The organism is Pantoea sp. Mhis (assembly GCF_009830015.1).
The window spans coordinates 36,979-54,552 of the sequence record NZ_SZZX01000002.1 but is presented as its reverse complement, the minus strand read 5'-3'; the positions used below and the strand labels follow the sequence as shown (position 1 = coordinate 54,552).

The following is a 17,574-nucleotide window of genomic DNA, read 5'->3' as shown; positions in this document are numbered from 1 at the left end:
AATATTTATTACTGTCATAATGATTTAGGAGATTATATGTTTGCCATAATTCCACTTATTATTATACTTACTTTATTAAGTGTATGGTCCTGTGTAAAAATTGTGCCACAAGGATTTCAGTGGACAGTAGAACGTTTTGGTCGTTATATTAACACTCTACAACCTGGATTAAATTTAATTATCCCATTTATGGATAAAATTGGAAAAAAAATCAATATGATGGAGCAATTAATAGAGATTCCTTCGCAAGAAATTATCTCTAAAGATAATGCTAATGTTACTATTGATGCTGTATGTTTCATTCAAGTAATTGACTCAGCACGTGCTGCTTATGAAGTTAATAACCTTGAATCATCGATTATTAATCTTACTATGACAAATATTAGGACTGTTCTTGGAAGTATGGAATTAGATGAAATGCTTTCACAACGTGATAATATTAATACATGTTTACTACATATCGTTGATGAAGCTACCAATGCATGGGGTATAAAAATTACTCGTATTGAAATACGTGATGTAAGACCTCCTCAGGAACTAATAGCGGCAATGAATGCTCAAATGAAGGCTGAAAGAACGAAACGCGCGGACATTCTTGTAGCTGAAGGGACACGTCAAGCAGCAATTCTACGTGCTGAAGGAGATAAACAGTCACAAATACTTAAAGCTGAAGGAGAACGTACATCTGCTTTTCTTCAAGCTGAAGCACGTGAACGTCAAGCTGAAGCTGAAGCAAATGCTACTCAAATGGTATCAAAAGCAATTGATATAGGTAATGTCCAAGCTATAAATTATTTTATTGCACAAAAATATACTGAAGCTTTACAAAAAATTGGCGAAGCTAAAAATAGTAAAATAATTATGATTCCACTAGATGCTAGTAGCCTACTAGGTTCGATTACTGGAATTACTGAAATATTAAAAAATAATTTAGAGAATAAAACGTGAGCATATTAAGGCTAATCATTGCATATTATCAATATAGCTGGATTATCTTAGGATGCATCCTTCTGATTATTGAAATGATTGCTATTAATGGATATTTATTGTGGAGCGGATTATCAGCGATATTAGTAGGTATTATTACTAGCTATTTTTATATTTATTGGCCAATCCAGTGTTTATTATTTTCTGTATTGACTTTATTGTTTATGTTTTTTTGGTATCGATGGTTGCGATATTATACAATTTCACAAAAATCTAATAAATTATTAAATCAACGACATAAACAACTGGTCGGTTTGCATTTTATATTACATTCATCTCTCGAAAATGGTCAAGGACATATACGTATTGCAGATAGTATCTGGCCTATTAAAGCAAATCATAATCTACCTGTAGGTACTCCTGTAATTATTACTAACGTAGAAGGGATTATTTTAATAGTTCAACCAAAGTATCGTAATAATTAATACGATACATAATAAAGAATATTTTGTTGTATATTAAAATATATATGATAGCTCATTAAATTTAATTATTAAGTAAATAAAACTTAAAATAACGATAACTTTCATGAAAAAATTAATTTTTTAAATTTAATCAAGTATATTAGCTATTTGTACACTTACATTATCAATGGAATTATTAGCATTAATTTTATAATATTGATGATTATTTTTTTTCGTTTCATGAATGTAATATTTAATAAGAGGTAAAGTTAGCTTATGATACTCTAGTAGTCGTTTACGTACAATGCTTTCTTGATCATCTTTGCGAATTGTTAATTTTTCTCCTGTAATATCATCTCTATCTTTTACTTTTGGTGGATTATATTTAATATGATATATACGACCTGAAGTTATGTGAACTTGACGCCCAATAATACGTAGTAAAGCTATCTCATCTGGTATTACCAATTCTATTATAAAATCTATATAAATATCTAGTTTTTTTATAGCATTCGCTTGATAAATATTTCTTGGAAAACCATCAAGCAAAAATCCTTTTTGACAATCATCATGGTTAATTCGCTTTTTAAATAAACTAATTACTATTTCATCAGTTACTAAATTTCCATTATTCATTATATTTTTTATTGTTTTTCCTAATTTATTGCCTATATTTACTTCTTCACGCAACATATCGCCAGTAGCAATTTGTGGTATTCCATATCTCTTAGTAATAAATTTAGATTGTGTACCTTTACCTGAACCAGGTGGTCCAAATAAAATAATATGCATTGCATTATTTCCTTTGCAAGTTATATAATTATCGATAAAGTTAGTTGAATAAAAACATACTAGCATATTCCTATATGTAAAATAAAAGGAATATGCTTTAAACTAATTTATTATAACTTTGTTTTTAATTATATCTAAGTATTAAATTAACGTCATCTATAATATTTTATTTTAATTATATCATTAATAGCTGATTTATTCGGCGAATAAACAGATTTGGATCATCTAAAGTACCGCGCTCAACCAACAATGCTTCTTCCAGTAATAAATTAATCCATTCAGCAAAATGTTCTTCATCTTGAATATTCATGATACGTTTCACTAAAAGATGATCTGGATTAATTTCAAATATATATTTTACATTTGGTACTTCTTGACCAACTGCAGTAAATAATTTTGCCATTTGAGTTGTTATTTCATTGGTATCAGTACTAACAATACATGGTGTATCAATCAATCGATAAGTCAAACGGACTTCTTTTACACGATTATCTAATAAAGTTTTTATACGTTTAATAAATGGTTCAAATAGTTTTTCTGTATCTTTATGATCTTGTGTTTCTTTATCCGATAATTTGTTTATTGATTCATCAAATTTGCTAACTAATTGAAATGTTTTCCCATCGAAATTTGTTAAATAACTCATCATCCATTCATCAATACGGTCTGATAGTAATAAAACTTCGATGCCTTTTTTATAGAAAAGCTCTAAATGTGGGCTGCTCTTTGCTGCAGCATAACTATCAGCAGATATATAGTAGATCTTGTCTTGACCTTGTACCATCCGACTTAAATAATCATTTAATGAAACGTCTTGTGTTGATTCTTTATTATGAGTAGAAGCAAAACGTAATAATTTAGCTATTTCCTGTTGATTAATATGGTCTTCTGCAGGTCCTTCTTTTAAAACTATGCCAAATTCGGTCCAAAATTTACTATATTTTTCTATATCATATTTAGCTAATTTTTCCAACATTTGTAAACTGCGTTTTGTTAGTGAGGTACGCAAGTTTTGAGTAATACGGTTATCCTGTATAGTTTCTCGAGAAATATTGAGTGGTAAATCGTTAGAATCTATTAATCCACGGATAAAACGTAAATAATTTGGCATAAATAATTCAACATCATCCATGATAAAAACACGGTTCACATACAGCTTTAGTCCATGACTATTATCACGATTCCACATATTAAGTGGTGCTTGTGCAGGAATATATAATAAACTAGTATATTCTTGCTTGCCTTCAACACGATTATGACTCCAAATTAAGGGATCATTGGAATCATGATAAATATTTTTATAAAATTCCTTATATTCTTCATCTTTAATTTCAGCTTTATTACGTGTCCATAGTGCTTGAGCTTTATTAATTTTTTCCCAGTTAATAGTTTTCTTTTTTTCGTCATTAACTGCAATTTTAACTGGAAGAGCAATATGATCAGAATATTTGCTAACTATATTACGTACATTCCATATATCCAAAAAACTATCTTCGTTTTCACGAAGATGTAATGTAATGGCTGTTCCACGTTCTTTTTTTTCAATATCTGCTAGAGTATATTCTCCTGTACCTGTTGATTCCCAGAATACACCTTCTTCAGGAAGAGTACCAGCTGCACGAGATAATACAGTAACTTTATTAGCTACAATAAACGCTGAATAAAATCCGACACCAAATTGACCAATTAAATTATTATCTTTTATTGCTTTAGAATCCATAGACTTTATAAATGCCTTAGTTCCTGATTTTGCTATAGTGCCAAGGTTTTCAATTATTTCCTCACGGTTCATTCCAATACCGTTATCACTAATTGTTAACGTACGTTTTTCTTTGTTAATTAATATGGTTACGCATAAGTTACCATTACCTTCATACAAATCAGGCATTGACAATGCACGAAAACGAAGTTTATCGGCAGCATCTGAGGCATTAGAGATAAGTTCACGTAAAAAGATCTCTTTATTTGAATAAAGAGAATGAATCATTAAATGTAAAAGTTCTTTTACTTCTGACTGAAAATTACGCGTCTCTTGTCCTTTCATAATAACTGCTACCTCAACAGATATAAGGTTATTTAAACAATGGTTCTGAAGTGGGGTATAACAAAAAAAAATCAAGTTAGTTTTAACAATTTAAAATATTTTTTTAAGTAAAAATATTTTATTTAACATTTATAAAGCTATACATTGTATGTAGCTACAAATTTAAAATTAATTATTAAAAATTAACACTAGTTAATACTGACAATAGCTTACATATTAAAATAAATATAAATTCAGTTAATTAACTAGATTATTTAAAGAAATCTACAAGTAAATATTTTATCTTTATTTGAAATAAATATAAGATTGTCATCTTTATTTAATTAAATATTTTAATATTAATCGTATAAATCAATATCAATATTATCAATGCAAGTAATTTATTAAATAAATATTGATTATTATTTAAATAATATAATTCATCGTTCTGTCATAGTGGATAAACATAATTATTTCATCAATATCTTGATATGATTAAACATTTATTTCTAATATTTTAGAATGGCATCTTAAATCCAGGTGGTAGTTGCATTCCAGAAGAAACAACGTTCATTTTTTCTTTTTGTGTTAAATCAATACGGCGTGCTGCATCATTAAATGCTGCAGCAATTAAATCTTCTAACATTTCTTTATCATCTTCAAACAAGCTATTATCCACTTTAACACGTCGGCAATTATAAGCGCCATTGATAGTTACTTTAACTAATCCTGCACCAGATTCTCCAGTTACCTCAAGTGCAGCAATTTCTTCTTGTACTTTAGCCATTTTATCTTGAATTTGCTGTGCTTGTTTCATTAAATTTCCTAATCCGCTTTTATTAAACATGTCTTTCTCTCTCCTATTTACTAATAGCTATATATAACCTATATACATATAGCCTAATTTATATAGGTATAATATTCTCTTCATCTAAATCAGCATCGAAAAGTTCTCTTATTTTTTGAACAAGAGGATCACTTTTTATTGATTGATTAGCTTTCGCTAATTTTTCCTCATAAATAATTTGATACCATTCTATAGGTGTTAATACCTCACGATTATCATCTTCAACAATATCCAATTTAATATCTCTACCAATTTTTTTGCTTAAAGCATTCTTTAACGATTGATATGTAGATGGTATATTTAGATATTGTTTTTTACTTCTTAGATGTAATATAATTTTTTCGTTATTTGACTCTTTCCACGTGTTAAGTGCAAATTTTTGCACTTCTTTAGATAAAGATAACATAGTTATTTCTGCAGCCCATGCATCACGTTGATGAACTTCTTTCATCAACCATTTTATTATTTTAGAATATTTATCATAATTTGAACTTAAATATAAAGTCTTTGCTGTGATTTTTGGAACAGTATCTATGTTATTTTGATACTCAGAACTTAACTTCTGTACTCCAGTTTTACTTATATATTTTTGTAAGTATTTATCAATATTACTAATATTCTTAGATGTAGAATTTACTTGTGCTGTAGATGATTCCAAAAATGCCGTTTTACTACATTTTATTCTAATTTCTTTCTTAGTTAATAACTGTTTTCTAGCTTGTATAAGCTGATTTGTAACATCAGAAAAAGAATTTGGATAAGATATCTTATCCAGAGTAATATTTGTCTGTAATGTTTTTAGTTGAGTAATTTCCTCAGATGTATTAGTTGGTGTTAATTTAGATAATATTTTTGAATATTCAGTGTTGGCTGCTGATATTGCTTGTGGGTTAGGCTTAAAAGATAGTAATCGTAATAATGTCATTTCTACACCTAATTTTCTATTAGGAGCTAGCGACAGATCTTTACGACCCATTAATATTATTTGATAATAAAATTGAACATCATCTCTTGATAATATATTTGCTAATTTGTTTAAACGATTTCTATGATTATGATTTATTTTATTTAAAAAACTAGGTAATAACTGTAACATAGCAATAGTATGTAATAAACGTAGCATTTCTATTAACACCATTTCCCAATCTATCCCTTTTAAAGATACCTCATGTACTAATGCCATTGCCTGCTCGCTTTGACCATGAACCAATGTTTCAATTAATATTAGTGCTTGGTCATTATCTAAACAACCTAGCATTTGTTTTACTGTTTCATACATTACATGGGTTCGTCCCAATAAGATTGCTTGATCAGTTAAACTTAATGCATCACGCATACTACCATCAGCAGCATTTGCTAATAAGCATAATGCTTGACATTCAAATGTAATTTTTTCTTGCTGTAATATATAATTTAATTGTTTTTGAATTTCTTCAACTTCAAGTAATTTAAGTTGAAATTTTAAACAACGAGATAAAATCGTAATTGGCAGTTTTTGTGGTTCAGTAGTAACTAATAAAAATTTCACATGAGATGGAGGTTCTTCTAGCGTTTTTAACAATGCATTAAAACTATGACGTGATAACATATGCACTTCATCAATTAAATAAATTTTAAATCTTCCGTGTGCAGGAGCATAATATATGCTTTCGAGCATATCTCGTGTGTCTTCAACTTTAGTACGGGATGCAGCATCAATTTCAATTAAATCAATAAAAGATCCTTTATCAATTTCATGACAGTTATTACACTGATTACACGGATTAGCTGTAATATTATTCTTACAATTAAGACTTTTTGCTAATAAACGAGCAATTGAAGTTTTTCCTACACCACGAGTTCCTGAAAAAAGATAAGCATGATGAATATTACCCATTTTTAATGCATTAATTAATGCAGTTAATACATGTTGTTGACCAACTACGCTAGTAAAATTATGAGGACGCCATTTCCTTGCAAGTGCTTGATAGTTCATATGTTTAATGTAAAGGAAAAATTACCTAAGATAATTACAATATAGTTACAATATTAGATATATATAGTCTATATGTTAAAAAATGTTTTCACTACAGTAAATATTTAAAAATTTTAAAAGTTTAATATTTACTTACATTAAGTTATATATTATATATATCTAATATATAATATTTTATTTCTTACATATTAAGAACATTAAACACTTAGTATGTAAATAATTTCAATTATTTAAAATAATATATTAATTATGTAGTAAACTACAATTTAGATTAAATAAATTATATTTAGTATGTAATATGTTATATATAATATCATAAAAAATTAGTATTAATTTCTATATTTTATCATTTTGATGATAACTGATTATTATTATTATTATTATCATTAATAATATAATTTATATTATTAATATATCACTCTAATTATTTTAGAGTGTAGATTCATTATTTTCAATAATCACTTATTAAGTAAAATTCAGTATGTTCATTAATATTAAAAATAAAATTAATTAAATTAGTTAAATTAAAATAATTAACTATTAAATTCATCTTATTTTTAATAATTTATTTCTTAAATTTAATTAACTGTTAAATAATAAATATATAAAAATTAAAGAATAAAATTAATTTTTATATATTAATCATCAATATGGTATGTTTTATGCTGTGTGTAATATAGATAAATTTGTATAACTTTTAATATATACATATAATAAATGTAGTTTAAATTAACTATTAGTTAATATTACCTATAGAATTTACAATTCTTGAAACATTTTTATATAAAATGTTTCTTAAGTAAAATTAATTAAATTACATAAATAATTCAATTAATTTTATAATTAACTTAAATAGTTATTTAATCTGTTACTTGAAAAAGCAATTATAAATTAATTATTACCACGTGTAATGATATTAATTTAATGATTTTATATATCATAACTACTTCTCATATTCTTTAAATATGAATTTAAGTTATTATTCAATAATTTTTATATTTTTGTATTTAAATTTTTTAAAAGTCATAATCATATTTTACATTTTTATTCAATATTAAAACTAATTATATTACTGTAACTTTAAATAAAAGATTGTTAATCTTCATTAAATTTATTTTAATTATATAATGAATTTAAACTTAATGTAAATAATTAAAATATAAAATAATTTTATTAAATTTTAAGTTATAAACTTTCATATATCTATATGATAATTTTATCAAAATATATTTTATTTAACATAAAAATCATTTAATATAATAATATATGATGAAATATATAAAATATTTTTTGAAAAATATAATATATATGCTATTATTATTTGATAATATATAACATTATGATTGTTTTATCATTTGTGTTAAATCTTATTTTCTTTAAAAGCATTGATATATGGAAACCCTTGCTATCTATCTACAATATGAATTTGTGAAATCGGTCAGGTCTGGAAAGAAGCATCCGTAGCAGACGATATATGTGTTAGAAAATAGTTAATAGGGTTTCCTAATATATTAAATTCAAAAATTTTAGTTTTAAAAAATTAATTAAATAATAACTTAATTTTAACATTCTAAAATGTATCGTTTTTTCGATAAAATAATAAATAATCTTAAAAAATTAGCGGACATATTTCCAAACAGAAATAGGTACTTTATCATAAAGCTTATTCATTGTTAGTTCTGCTAGCCGATGATCTGCAGCAGAATAAAATCTAACTAATTCATTATCTGATAATTCATATTTATTTTTTTCAATTACTCTTTCAAGAGTATCAATCGAACGGCAACGACGTAATTTCATCAAGTAATCTTTTTTAGTTAAAATTTGTTTGTTCATACATAAAACAATCTCATTCTCATTTTAGTTTTTATATTTATTCTATTAAAAAATATTTATTTTTAAAAATAAAGATATAATTTAAAGTGTATACATAATTTTAAATTTTTAAAATTTAAAGATTAGAAATATTTTATTTATATTCACAGATCATACATAATTATCTCTTATCCAAAAATGTTTTATGTAAAAAACAATATAAAAGATATATTTTTTACATTTAAAATATACTTATATTCAATAAATATAAATATATATGTTATATTAATAATTATTTTTTTTAAAAATTATATATATTATATATGTATGATATAAGCTATAATATTATAAAATAATATATTTTAATATATTAATTATAATAATTAATATATTAATCAAATTTCTAAGATTACATTATTTGTAAAATAATTTAAATTGAGAAAAATAAAATTTTGGTAAGTTTTCTAAAATGTATAATTTTTTAAAATTATTAAAAATATTTAAATTATTTATTATTAGATGACATATATCAAATTATCAATATAAATTTATTTATGCTTAATATCATGTTGAAAATTTAATAAATACTTTTATAAATTAAATTAATTTTCGTAAATATTAGTAAACTATTATTTACAATGAAAGTTAATAATTTATTAATTTAATTAATTGCTTTTAATATATAAGTTTTACTAAAAATTCAATGATGAATATCAACCTAATAAGATATTATTAGTAATTTAAAAATTTATAATTTCTCTGTAACTATTAAAATGTTACAAAATTTAGAGGATTTTAAATGACCAAAGCTATTGTATTATTTAGTGGTGGACAAGATTCTACTACTTGTTTAATTAAAGCTTGCCAGCTTTATGATGAAATACATTGCATTACATTTGATTACGGTCAACGACATAAAAAAGAAATTGAAATATCTATTGAGATAATTAAAAAACTTAAGATACAAGTACATAAGATTATAAACATACATTTACTTAATGAACTAACTATTAGTAGTCTTACGCGCTACAATATCCCTGTACCAATTTATGATAAGAATATTAATTCTTTACCAAACACATTTGTACCAGGACGTAATATTTTATTTTTAACGCTAGCAGCAATTTATGCTTATCAGGTAGAATCAGAAATTATAATTAGTGGTATATGCGAAACTGATTCATCTGGTTATCCAGATTGCTCTAATAATTTTATCAAAACACTGCATAAAACTATATGTCTAGGTATGTCAACTAATATTCAGTTAAAAACTCCTTTGATGTTACTAAATAAAGCAGAAATTTGGGCATTAGCTGATTATTTTGATCAATTATCATTAATACGAACAGAGACCTTAACTTGTTACAATGGTGTAAAAGGCGATGGTTGTAAAAAATGTGCTGCTTGTTATCTACGTGCAAAAGGATTAGCTCAATATCAAGCTAACTCATATGAAATAATGATGCAGATGAAACAAAAAATCGGTTTAAAATAAATTAATTATTATATAAGTTATATATATAACTTAATAAGTTCATGATGGTGAACATACCTTGATAATTTCCTCCTTACTAAATTTATATTTAACTTCATAATATTTATAGTGTATTTTCAAGTGCTATAGTTAAAACTTCCTCAATACGTTTTACTGGATGTATTTCTAAATCTGCAATTATATTTTGCGGGATTTCTTCTAAGTCTCGTTTATTTTTGTCCGGAATTAATACTATCTTAATACCTCCACGATGAGCAGCTAGTAATTTTTCTTTTAATCCTCCAATAGGTAGGATTTTTCCACGTAGTGTAATTTCACCTGTCATTGCTACGTCAGCACGTACTGGATTATTAGTTAAGCAAGATACTAATGCAGTGCACATAGCAACTCCAGCACTTGGACCATCTTTCGGTGTTGCTCCTTCTGGCACATGTACATGTATATCACGATTTTCATAAAAACCACTATTAATACCTAATTTTTCTGCTCGTGCTCTTACTACTGTTAATGCTGCTTGGATGGATTCCTGCATAACTTCACCTAAAGAACCGGTATAAGTTAATTTTCCTTTACCTGGGATACAAGCTGTTTCAATAGTTAATAAATCACCACCAACCTCAGTCCAAGCTAAACCATTAACTTGACCTACACGATTTTGATTATCTACAAAACCATAATCAAAACGTTGAACACCAAGAAAATCTTTTAAATTATTTTGATTAATAACGATAGATTTCTTTAATTTATCCATTAGCAACATTTTTACAGTTTTACGACAAAGTTTAGAAAGCTCTCGTTCTAAATTACGTACTCCAGCTTCACGAGTATAATATCGCACTATGCTAATTATAGCACTATCTTCAATACTGAACTCATGTTCCTTTAGTGCATTACGATCAATTTGTTTTGGTAATAAATGTTTTTTAGCAATATTAATTTTCTCATCTTCAGTATATCCAGAAAGACGGATCACTTCCATACGATCTAATAAAGGTATTGGAATATTCATAGAATTAGAAGTAGCAACAAACATAACATCAGAAAGATCGTAATCTACTTCCAAATAATGATCATTAAATGCAATATTCTGTTCTGGATCAAGTACTTCTAAAAGTGCAGAAGCAGGATCTCCTCGCATGTCAGAAGACATTTTATCAATTTCATCCAATAAGAAAAGTGGATTTTTTACTCCAATTTTTGCCATTTTTTGTACTAATTTTCCTGGCATTGAACCAATATAAGTACGACGATGTCCACGAATTTCCGCTTCATCACGCATACCGCCTAATGCCATACGTACATATTTTCGACCTGTAGCTTTAGCTATTGATCTTCCAAGCGAAGTTTTGCCTACACCTGGTGGGCCAACAAGGCAAAGAATTGGACCTCTTATTTTATTAACACGGTTTTGTACAGCAAGATATTCAAGAATACGATCTTTCACAAGGTCTAAACCATAATGATCTATATCTAAAGTTTCCTGTGCTTTATGCAAATCTTTTTTTAATTTAGTACGTATACTCCATGGTACTTGAATCATCCAATCAATATATCCACGAACGACGGTAGCTTCTGCTGACATTGGGGACATCATTTTAAGTTTTTGTAGCTCAGTTTCAGTTTTTTCTCGTGCTTCTTTAGGCATTTTTGATGCTTCAATTTTACGTTTCAGCATTTCACATTCATCTGGTGCATCATCCATTTCTCCTAATTCTCTTTGAATTGCTTTCATTTGCTCATTTAAATAATATTCACGCTGGCTTTTTTCCATTTGTTTTTTTACACGATTTCTAATGCGCTTTTCAACCTGTAGTAAATCTATTTCTGATTCCATCATAGCCATTAGATATTCTAATCTTTCATTAACATTAGACATTTCCATTACAGATTGTTTATCTGCTAACTTTAATGGCATATGTGCTGCTACTGTGTCAGCTAAACGAGCAACATCATTGATATTATTTAGTGAAGTTAATACCTCAGGCGGTATTTTTTTGTTTAGTTTAATATATCCTTCAAATTGATTGATAGCGGTACGTACTAAAACTTCCTGTTCCTTTTCTTCTCCTTTTGCTTGAATTAGGTATTCAGCTAATGCAATAAAATACTCACCATTATCTGATAATGTTGTAATACGTGCTCGTTCCAATCCCTCCACTAACACTTTTACAGTTCCATCAGGTAATTTTAACATTTGTAATATTGAAGCAATTGTTCCTACCGAAAAAAGGTCGTTTATACCAGGTTCATCAGTTGCTGCTTCTTTCTGTGCAACTAACATTATTTTTTTATCATTTTCCATAGCAGCTTCAAGGCAGCGAATTGACTTTTCACGGCCAACAAATAACGGAATTACCATGTGCGGATAAACTACCACATCGCGTAACGGCAATACTGGGATTTCAATGCGTTCAGAATGCTCAGGATTCATAGAGCTCTCTCTTAGTTCTAATGTCCCCACTAGAATAGTGAGAACATATTATGCAGAAAACAGGTATTTTAACCACATACTGTTTATTATATGAGGATGCTTATACAACATTCAATATCATTATTGCTAGAAAATAATAACGAAATATCATCATATTAAGGTACTATCACGTAAGAATAATAAACAATTTATTTATTCATTATTTACTTGGTTTTTTTGAGTACCATAAATTAATATAGGATCACTTTGATCTTCAATAACTTTTTTATCAATTACTACTTTTTCAATACCTTTTATAGAAGGTAAATTATACATAACTTCAAGTAAAGCATTTTCAACAATAGATCGCAATCCACGTGCACCAGTTTTACGCAATGAAGTTTGTTTAGCAATAGCCACTAATGCGTCAGAATGAAATTCTAATTTAACACCTTCTAAATTAAATAAGGCTTGATATTGTTTAATCAATGCATTTTTTGGTTCAGTTAAAACTTGAATCAGAGATTCTTCATTTAGATCATTTAAAGTAGTTACTATCGGTAAACGACCTATAAATTCTGGAATAAGACCAAATTTAATTAAGTCTTCTGGCTCAACTTGTGATAGAAGTAAATCCTCTTTAATTTTATGTGATTTATCTTTAATAACAGCTCCGAAACCAATTCCAGTTCCCATTTCTATTCGTTGAGAAATTATTTTTTCTAAGCCAGAAAAAGCACCTCCACAAATAAATAAAATTTGTGAAGTATCAACTTGTAAAAATTCTTGCTGCGGATGCTTACGTCCACCTTGAGGTGGAATAGCTGCTATGGTTCCTTCAATTAATTTTAATAACGCTTGTTGTACACCTTCTCCTGAAACATCACGTGTAATCGATGGATTTTCCGATTTACGAGATATTTTATCTATTTCATCAATATATATAATACCTTGCTGTACTTTTTGTACATTATAATCACATTTTTGCAATAATTTTTGAATAATGTTTTCAACATCTTCTCCTACATAACCAGCTTCAGTTAATGTTGTAGCATCTGCAATAGCGAATGGTACATCTAACAAATTAGCTAATGTTTTTGCTAATAGAGTTTTACCACTACCAGTAGGCCCAATAAGTAGTATATTACTTTTACTTAATTCAACATCATCCATATTTTTATTATTACGTAATCGTTTATAATGATTATAAACAGCTACTGACAATACTTTTTTTGCTTTTTCTTGACCAATAATATATTTATTTAAATGATCACCAATTTCATACGGAGTTGGGACTTTATGAGTAATAATATTTTTCAAAATAATTTTTTGACTTTCTTCTCGAATAATATCGCTACATAACTTAATACATCCCTCACAGATATATACTGCTGGTCCAGCAATTAATTTATGAGCTTCATGCTGGTTTTTACCACAGAAAGAACAATGCATTAACTTATCTGCAGTATCTTCGCACTTATCTGTCATTAGGTAACCTCTTATTACTTAGATTAAATTGATAACTATAAGGTATTATATCTATTTATATATATTAATTAGTAATCCTTATTTAATATATTGCAATTTACTTAATTCATTAATTATGGACATCTAGAATTTAAAATTAAGTAAATCTACAATATTAACGAGATGTTAATATTGAATCTACTAAACCATATTCTAACGCTTCATTAGCGGAAAGAAAATAATCACGTTCAGTATCATGTTCAATTTGTTTTATAGTTTTACCGGTATTTTTAGCCATTAATTCATTAATGCGGTGTTTTACTTTTAAAATTTCTTTTGTATGAATTTCAATATCTGTTACCTGACCTTGATAACCACCCAGTGGTTGATGAACCATAACTCTAGAATTAGGTAAACAACAACGTTTACCTTTTGCTCCTGAAGTAAGTAAAAAAGCGCCCATGGAACATGCTTGTCCTAAACAAATAGTACTTACATCAGGTTTAATAAATTGCATGGTGTCATATATAGACATACCAGCACTAATAATTCCACCTGGTGAGTTTATATAAAGATAAATATCTTTTTCAGGATTTTCCGCTTCTAAAAATAACATCTGTGCCACAATTAAATTTGCTATATTATCTTCAATTTGACCAGTTAAAAATATTACGTTTTCTTTTAAAAGACGTGAATAGATGTCATAAGAACGTTCACCACGAGCAGTTTGCTCTACTACCATTGGGACAAGTGTCATATTCGATTTTATAAGTTCACCATTGTTTTTGTATGACATTAGAGTTCCTAATAAATATGGTGAATAGTTATATCATATTATGATTAATAAAACATAATATACAGTTACATCAAGTTTTATTTATATTCTTAATATACCATAAATGTATTAATAATGTTTGAGAAATAATTTTCCTTAATGATATTAAAAATAATTTTTTAATATTTAGTTTATTAGTTCATGAAAATTAATAAATTTTTCAACCACATTAGCTTTTGATAAAATTAGCTCTATTGCTTGATCTTCTAAAACCATATTACGTATATTGTTCATCAGTTCTTTATTATTTGAATAATGTTTGATCACTGTATTTGGTTTTTCATAGCTTAAAGCTATTTCTTTAATCATTAATTTAACACGATTTTCATCAACTTTTAATTGATTTAAATGAATTAATTCACCTAATATTATATCACCAATAACACGTTTTTTTGCTTGTTCTTTGAATAGTTCAGATGGTAATTTTGATACCAATATTTCCTCTTTTTCATTTTTAAAATTTTCGATAGCTTGACGTTGCAGTATGTCCATTGCATCCTTAACTAGCAACTCTGGTACTTCAATTTTATTTGTTTTTATTAGACATTCTATTACTTGTAATTTTATTTTGTTTCGAATAATAATATTTATTCGTCGTTCCATATTCTTACGGATTTCAAAACGCAAATTATCAATGGAACCATCTTTTATACCAAAGCTTTTGATGAATTCTTCTGTTAATTCTGGTAATTTACATACTTCAACTTTTTTTAATAAGACATAAAATATTGCATTTTTGCCTTGTAAGGATTTACAGTGATAATTGTCTGGAAATTTTACATCAATAACAATATTATCACCTATTTTATGATTAATTATACTCTCTTTAAAACCAGGAATTATATAATCTTGATTCATATCTAAAATAATATTAGATCCTGTACTTCCTTCAAATTTTTTACCATTTATTAATCCTGTAAAATTAATAGTCACTCTATCCTGTGCTGTTACTAATGTTTTACTTTCTTTCCAAACAGATTGTTGTTTCTGTAATGTTTTTAGCATTGTATCGATATCTGTATCTGTAATTTTAACGATAGGTTTTTCAACTTTAAGAGAATCTAAACCATTAAGCTGAATTTTTGGATATACTTCAAAATTAACTATGTAAGTAAAATCTTGACCTTCTTGATACTCATTTGGAATGTAGTTTGGTGTACCAGCTATATTAATTTTTTCTTTAAAAATAGTTTCAAAGAAATAACTAGTCATTAAATTATCTAGTATATCCTGACGAACAGATTTAGCATATCGTTGAATAATAATTTTAATAGGAACTTTACCCTTACGAAAACCATCAATAGAAAGTTTTTTTGTCATTTCTATTAATTTATTTTTTACTGCTTGTTCAATATTCGCTGCTGGAATAGTAATTAGAATACGACGTCCTAAACCATGAGTAGTTTCTACTGAAACTGTCATCTTGTTACCTCAAAATCATGTACTTAATCAAATTAAAATATTATATATCTGTAATATTATTAAAATTATCTAAAATATATTCTATAAAAAGAAAAATGTTATCTTGTAATGAAAATTATTTTATGATTTGCTTATGACTATAAAAACTTAAAGAACATTTTAGTTCTTAGTTATATTATATAATATAATGTATATTTTAATTAACTCTTAAACTATAATTAGTTTATTGTGAATAATAATGGCTGTTATATGATTTATTATAAATAATAAATCATATAAAACAAAATGATATAAATATTTATCTTTATTTATTGTAGAAATTAGAGTATTTTAGCATAACAAAATATTTTTTGTGTTTTCATTTTATGAAATAATAAATTCATATTATAAAATATAGCATGTTAATAGATTATTATTTTTTAGTTATCTAAAACTATAATTATATATAATAGAAATTATTCTATATGAAATATAAATTAGATATGATCTATTTCACAAGATAATTGTTACTATAGTTATTAAATACAAATTGTATTCATTAGTTTAATGATGATAAAGAATTTAATTGTATTATTAATTATATTTAGCTAATGTGTCTCTTCGAACAATTTGATAATAATATATAATTATTAGTAAAATAAATATTATTCATATAATTCTGTTTATTTCAAACCTATTAATTACATTAGTACAATGTTCAATAATGAACATAAATAAGTAAAAATCTATTATTTATTAAATGTAAATAAATTTAATAATTAGAAGTAATCTAATTTAATTTTAAAATTAAAGCAATATAATTGATATTATATGATAAATAGTAACTATCTATACATTAGTGATTCAGTTCATTAATCTAAATAAAATATAATTAAATGCATAATATTTAATTATAGATAATAGTCTATATAAAATAATTATTTATCAAATATTACTTTGTATGCTTTTTAAAAATTTATTTAAGTTGTATAATTGAATTATCCTTCAAACAAGGTGTTTATTTATAATAATTGCATATATAAAAACTAAAATATAAACAATAGCATAATATATGCTATAAAAAACATATTATATTATTCTTGTTAAATATACTAATTTTTAC

At 26.1% G+C, this 17,574-nt stretch carries 12 protein-coding genes and 1 other RNA gene; 4 read left to right on the top strand and 9 right to left on the bottom strand.

Annotation, left to right across the window (positions count from 1 at the left end; all coding sequences use genetic code 11):
* Window positions 1–36 precede the first annotated feature (36 nt).
* Together FD727_RS01060 and FD727_RS01055 are read left to right on the top strand one after the other, a co-directional pair.
* Window positions 37–948: an SPFH domain-containing protein gene (locus tag FD727_RS01060; RefSeq protein WP_159938318.1), complete on the top strand. Its 912-nt coding sequence runs from the start codon at window positions 37–39 to the stop codon at window positions 946–948.
* Window positions 945–1,412 carry an NfeD family protein gene (locus FD727_RS01055; RefSeq protein WP_236393554.1) on the top strand — a complete coding sequence of 156 codons (468 nt, stop codon included), beginning with the start codon at window positions 945–947 and terminating at the stop codon, window positions 1,410–1,412. The genes FD727_RS01060 and FD727_RS01055 overlap by 4 nt, the downstream gene beginning before the upstream one ends.
* A gap of 126 nt (window positions 1,413–1,538) precedes the next feature.
* Here the strand turns inward: FD727_RS01055 and adk are convergent, their stop codons facing one another.
* The 4 genes from adk to dnaX all read right to left on the bottom strand — a co-directional run bounded on the left by adk (window position 1,539) and on the right by dnaX (window position 7,028).
* On the bottom strand, window positions 1,539–2,183 hold the full coding sequence (gene adk / locus FD727_RS01050) for an adenylate kinase (protein WP_159938317.1): 645 nt from the start codon (window positions 2,181–2,183) through the stop codon (window positions 1,539–1,541).
* Between the two features lie 175 nt (window positions 2,184–2,358).
* Window positions 2,359–4,227: a molecular chaperone HtpG gene (gene htpG / locus FD727_RS01045; RefSeq protein ID WP_159938316.1), complete on the bottom strand. Its 1,869-nt coding sequence runs from the start codon at window positions 4,225–4,227 to the stop codon at window positions 2,359–2,361.
* 496 nt (window positions 4,228–4,723) lie between these two features.
* The gene (locus FD727_RS01040; RefSeq protein WP_159938315.1) at window positions 4,724–5,053 is read right to left on the bottom strand and encodes a YbaB/EbfC family nucleoid-associated protein; all 330 of its coding nucleotides are present in this window, start codon (window positions 5,051–5,053) and stop codon (window positions 4,724–4,726) included.
* A 58-nt stretch (window positions 5,054–5,111) separates the two neighbouring features.
* The gene (gene dnaX, locus FD727_RS01035; RefSeq protein ID WP_159938314.1) at window positions 5,112–7,028 is read right to left on the bottom strand and encodes a DNA polymerase III subunit gamma/tau; all 1,917 of its coding nucleotides are present in this window, start codon (window positions 7,026–7,028) and stop codon (window positions 5,112–5,114) included.
* 1,402 nt (window positions 7,029–8,430) lie between these two features.
* Here dnaX and ffs point away from each other — a divergent pair.
* Window positions 8,431–8,524, top strand: an RNA gene (gene ffs, locus FD727_RS01030) — signal recognition particle sRNA small type.
* A gap of 121 nt (window positions 8,525–8,645) precedes the next feature.
* Here the strand turns inward: ffs and hha are convergent.
* Complete coding sequence (hha, locus tag FD727_RS01025) at window positions 8,646–8,864, bottom strand: hemolysin expression modulator Hha (RefSeq protein WP_159938313.1); 219 nt, start codon at window positions 8,862–8,864, stop codon at window positions 8,646–8,648.
* A 778-nt stretch (window positions 8,865–9,642) separates the two neighbouring features.
* On the opposite strand from hha, the gene queC reads away from it, so the two are divergent.
* On the top strand, window positions 9,643–10,338 hold the full coding sequence (queC, locus tag FD727_RS01020; RefSeq protein ID WP_159938312.1) for a 7-cyano-7-deazaguanine synthase QueC: 696 nt from the start codon (window positions 9,643–9,645) through the stop codon (window positions 10,336–10,338).
* Window positions 10,339–10,441: 103 nt separating this feature from the next.
* Here queC and lon read toward each other — a convergent pair whose 3' ends face one another.
* The 4 genes from lon to tig form a co-directional block, all read right to left on the bottom strand.
* Complete coding sequence (gene lon, locus FD727_RS01015) at window positions 10,442–12,769, bottom strand: endopeptidase La (protein ID WP_159938311.1); 2,328 nt, start codon at window positions 12,767–12,769, stop codon at window positions 10,442–10,444.
* 192 nt (window positions 12,770–12,961) lie between these two features.
* Window positions 12,962–14,236, bottom strand: coding sequence for an ATP-dependent Clp protease ATP-binding subunit ClpX (clpX, locus tag FD727_RS01010; RefSeq protein ID WP_159938310.1), 1,275 nt, complete (start codon window positions 14,234–14,236; stop codon window positions 12,962–12,964).
* Window positions 14,237–14,390: 154 nt separating this feature from the next.
* Entirely contained in the window at window positions 14,391–15,011 is a 621-nt protein-coding gene (gene clpP, locus FD727_RS01005; protein WP_159938309.1) for an ATP-dependent Clp endopeptidase proteolytic subunit ClpP, read from the bottom strand.
* A 165-nt stretch (window positions 15,012–15,176) separates the two neighbouring features.
* The gene (gene tig / locus FD727_RS01000; protein WP_159938308.1) at window positions 15,177–16,472 is read right to left on the bottom strand and encodes a trigger factor; all 1,296 of its coding nucleotides are present in this window, start codon (window positions 16,470–16,472) and stop codon (window positions 15,177–15,179) included.
* Window positions 16,473–17,574 lie beyond the last annotated feature (1,102 nt).

Bases quoted from the DNA above. Each gene is read 5' to 3' on its own strand.
- FD727_RS01060 (WP_159938318.1), top strand. From the start codon at position 37: ATGTTTGCCATAATTCCACTTATTATTATACTTACTTTATTAAGTGTA.
- adk (WP_159938317.1), bottom strand. From the start codon at position 2,183: ATGCATATTATTTTATTTGGACCACCTGGTTCAGGTAAAGGTACACAA.
- htpG (WP_159938316.1), bottom strand. From the start codon at position 4,227: ATGAAAGGACAAGAGACGCGTAATTTTCAGTCAGAAGTAAAAGAACTT.
- FD727_RS01040 (WP_159938315.1), bottom strand. From the start codon at position 5,053: ATGTTTAATAAAAGCGGATTAGGAAATTTAATGAAACAAGCACAGCAA.
- dnaX (WP_159938314.1), bottom strand. From the start codon at position 7,028: ATGAACTATCAAGCACTTGCAAGGAAATGGCGTCCTCATAATTTTACT.
- hha (WP_159938313.1), bottom strand. From the start codon at position 8,864: ATGAACAAACAAATTTTAACTAAAAAAGATTACTTGATGAAATTACGT.
- queC (WP_159938312.1), top strand. From the start codon at position 9,643: ATGACCAAAGCTATTGTATTATTTAGTGGTGGACAAGATTCTACTACT.
- lon (WP_159938311.1), bottom strand. From the start codon at position 12,769: ATGAATCCTGAGCATTCTGAACGCATTGAAATCCCAGTATTGCCGTTA.
- clpX (WP_159938310.1), bottom strand. From the start codon at position 14,236: ATGACAGATAAGTGCGAAGATACTGCAGATAAGTTAATGCATTGTTCT.
- clpP (WP_159938309.1), bottom strand. From the start codon at position 15,011: ATGTCATACAAAAACAATGGTGAACTTATAAAATCGAATATGACACTT.
- tig (WP_159938308.1), bottom strand. From the start codon at position 16,472: ATGACAGTTTCAGTAGAAACTACTCATGGTTTAGGACGTCGTATTCTA.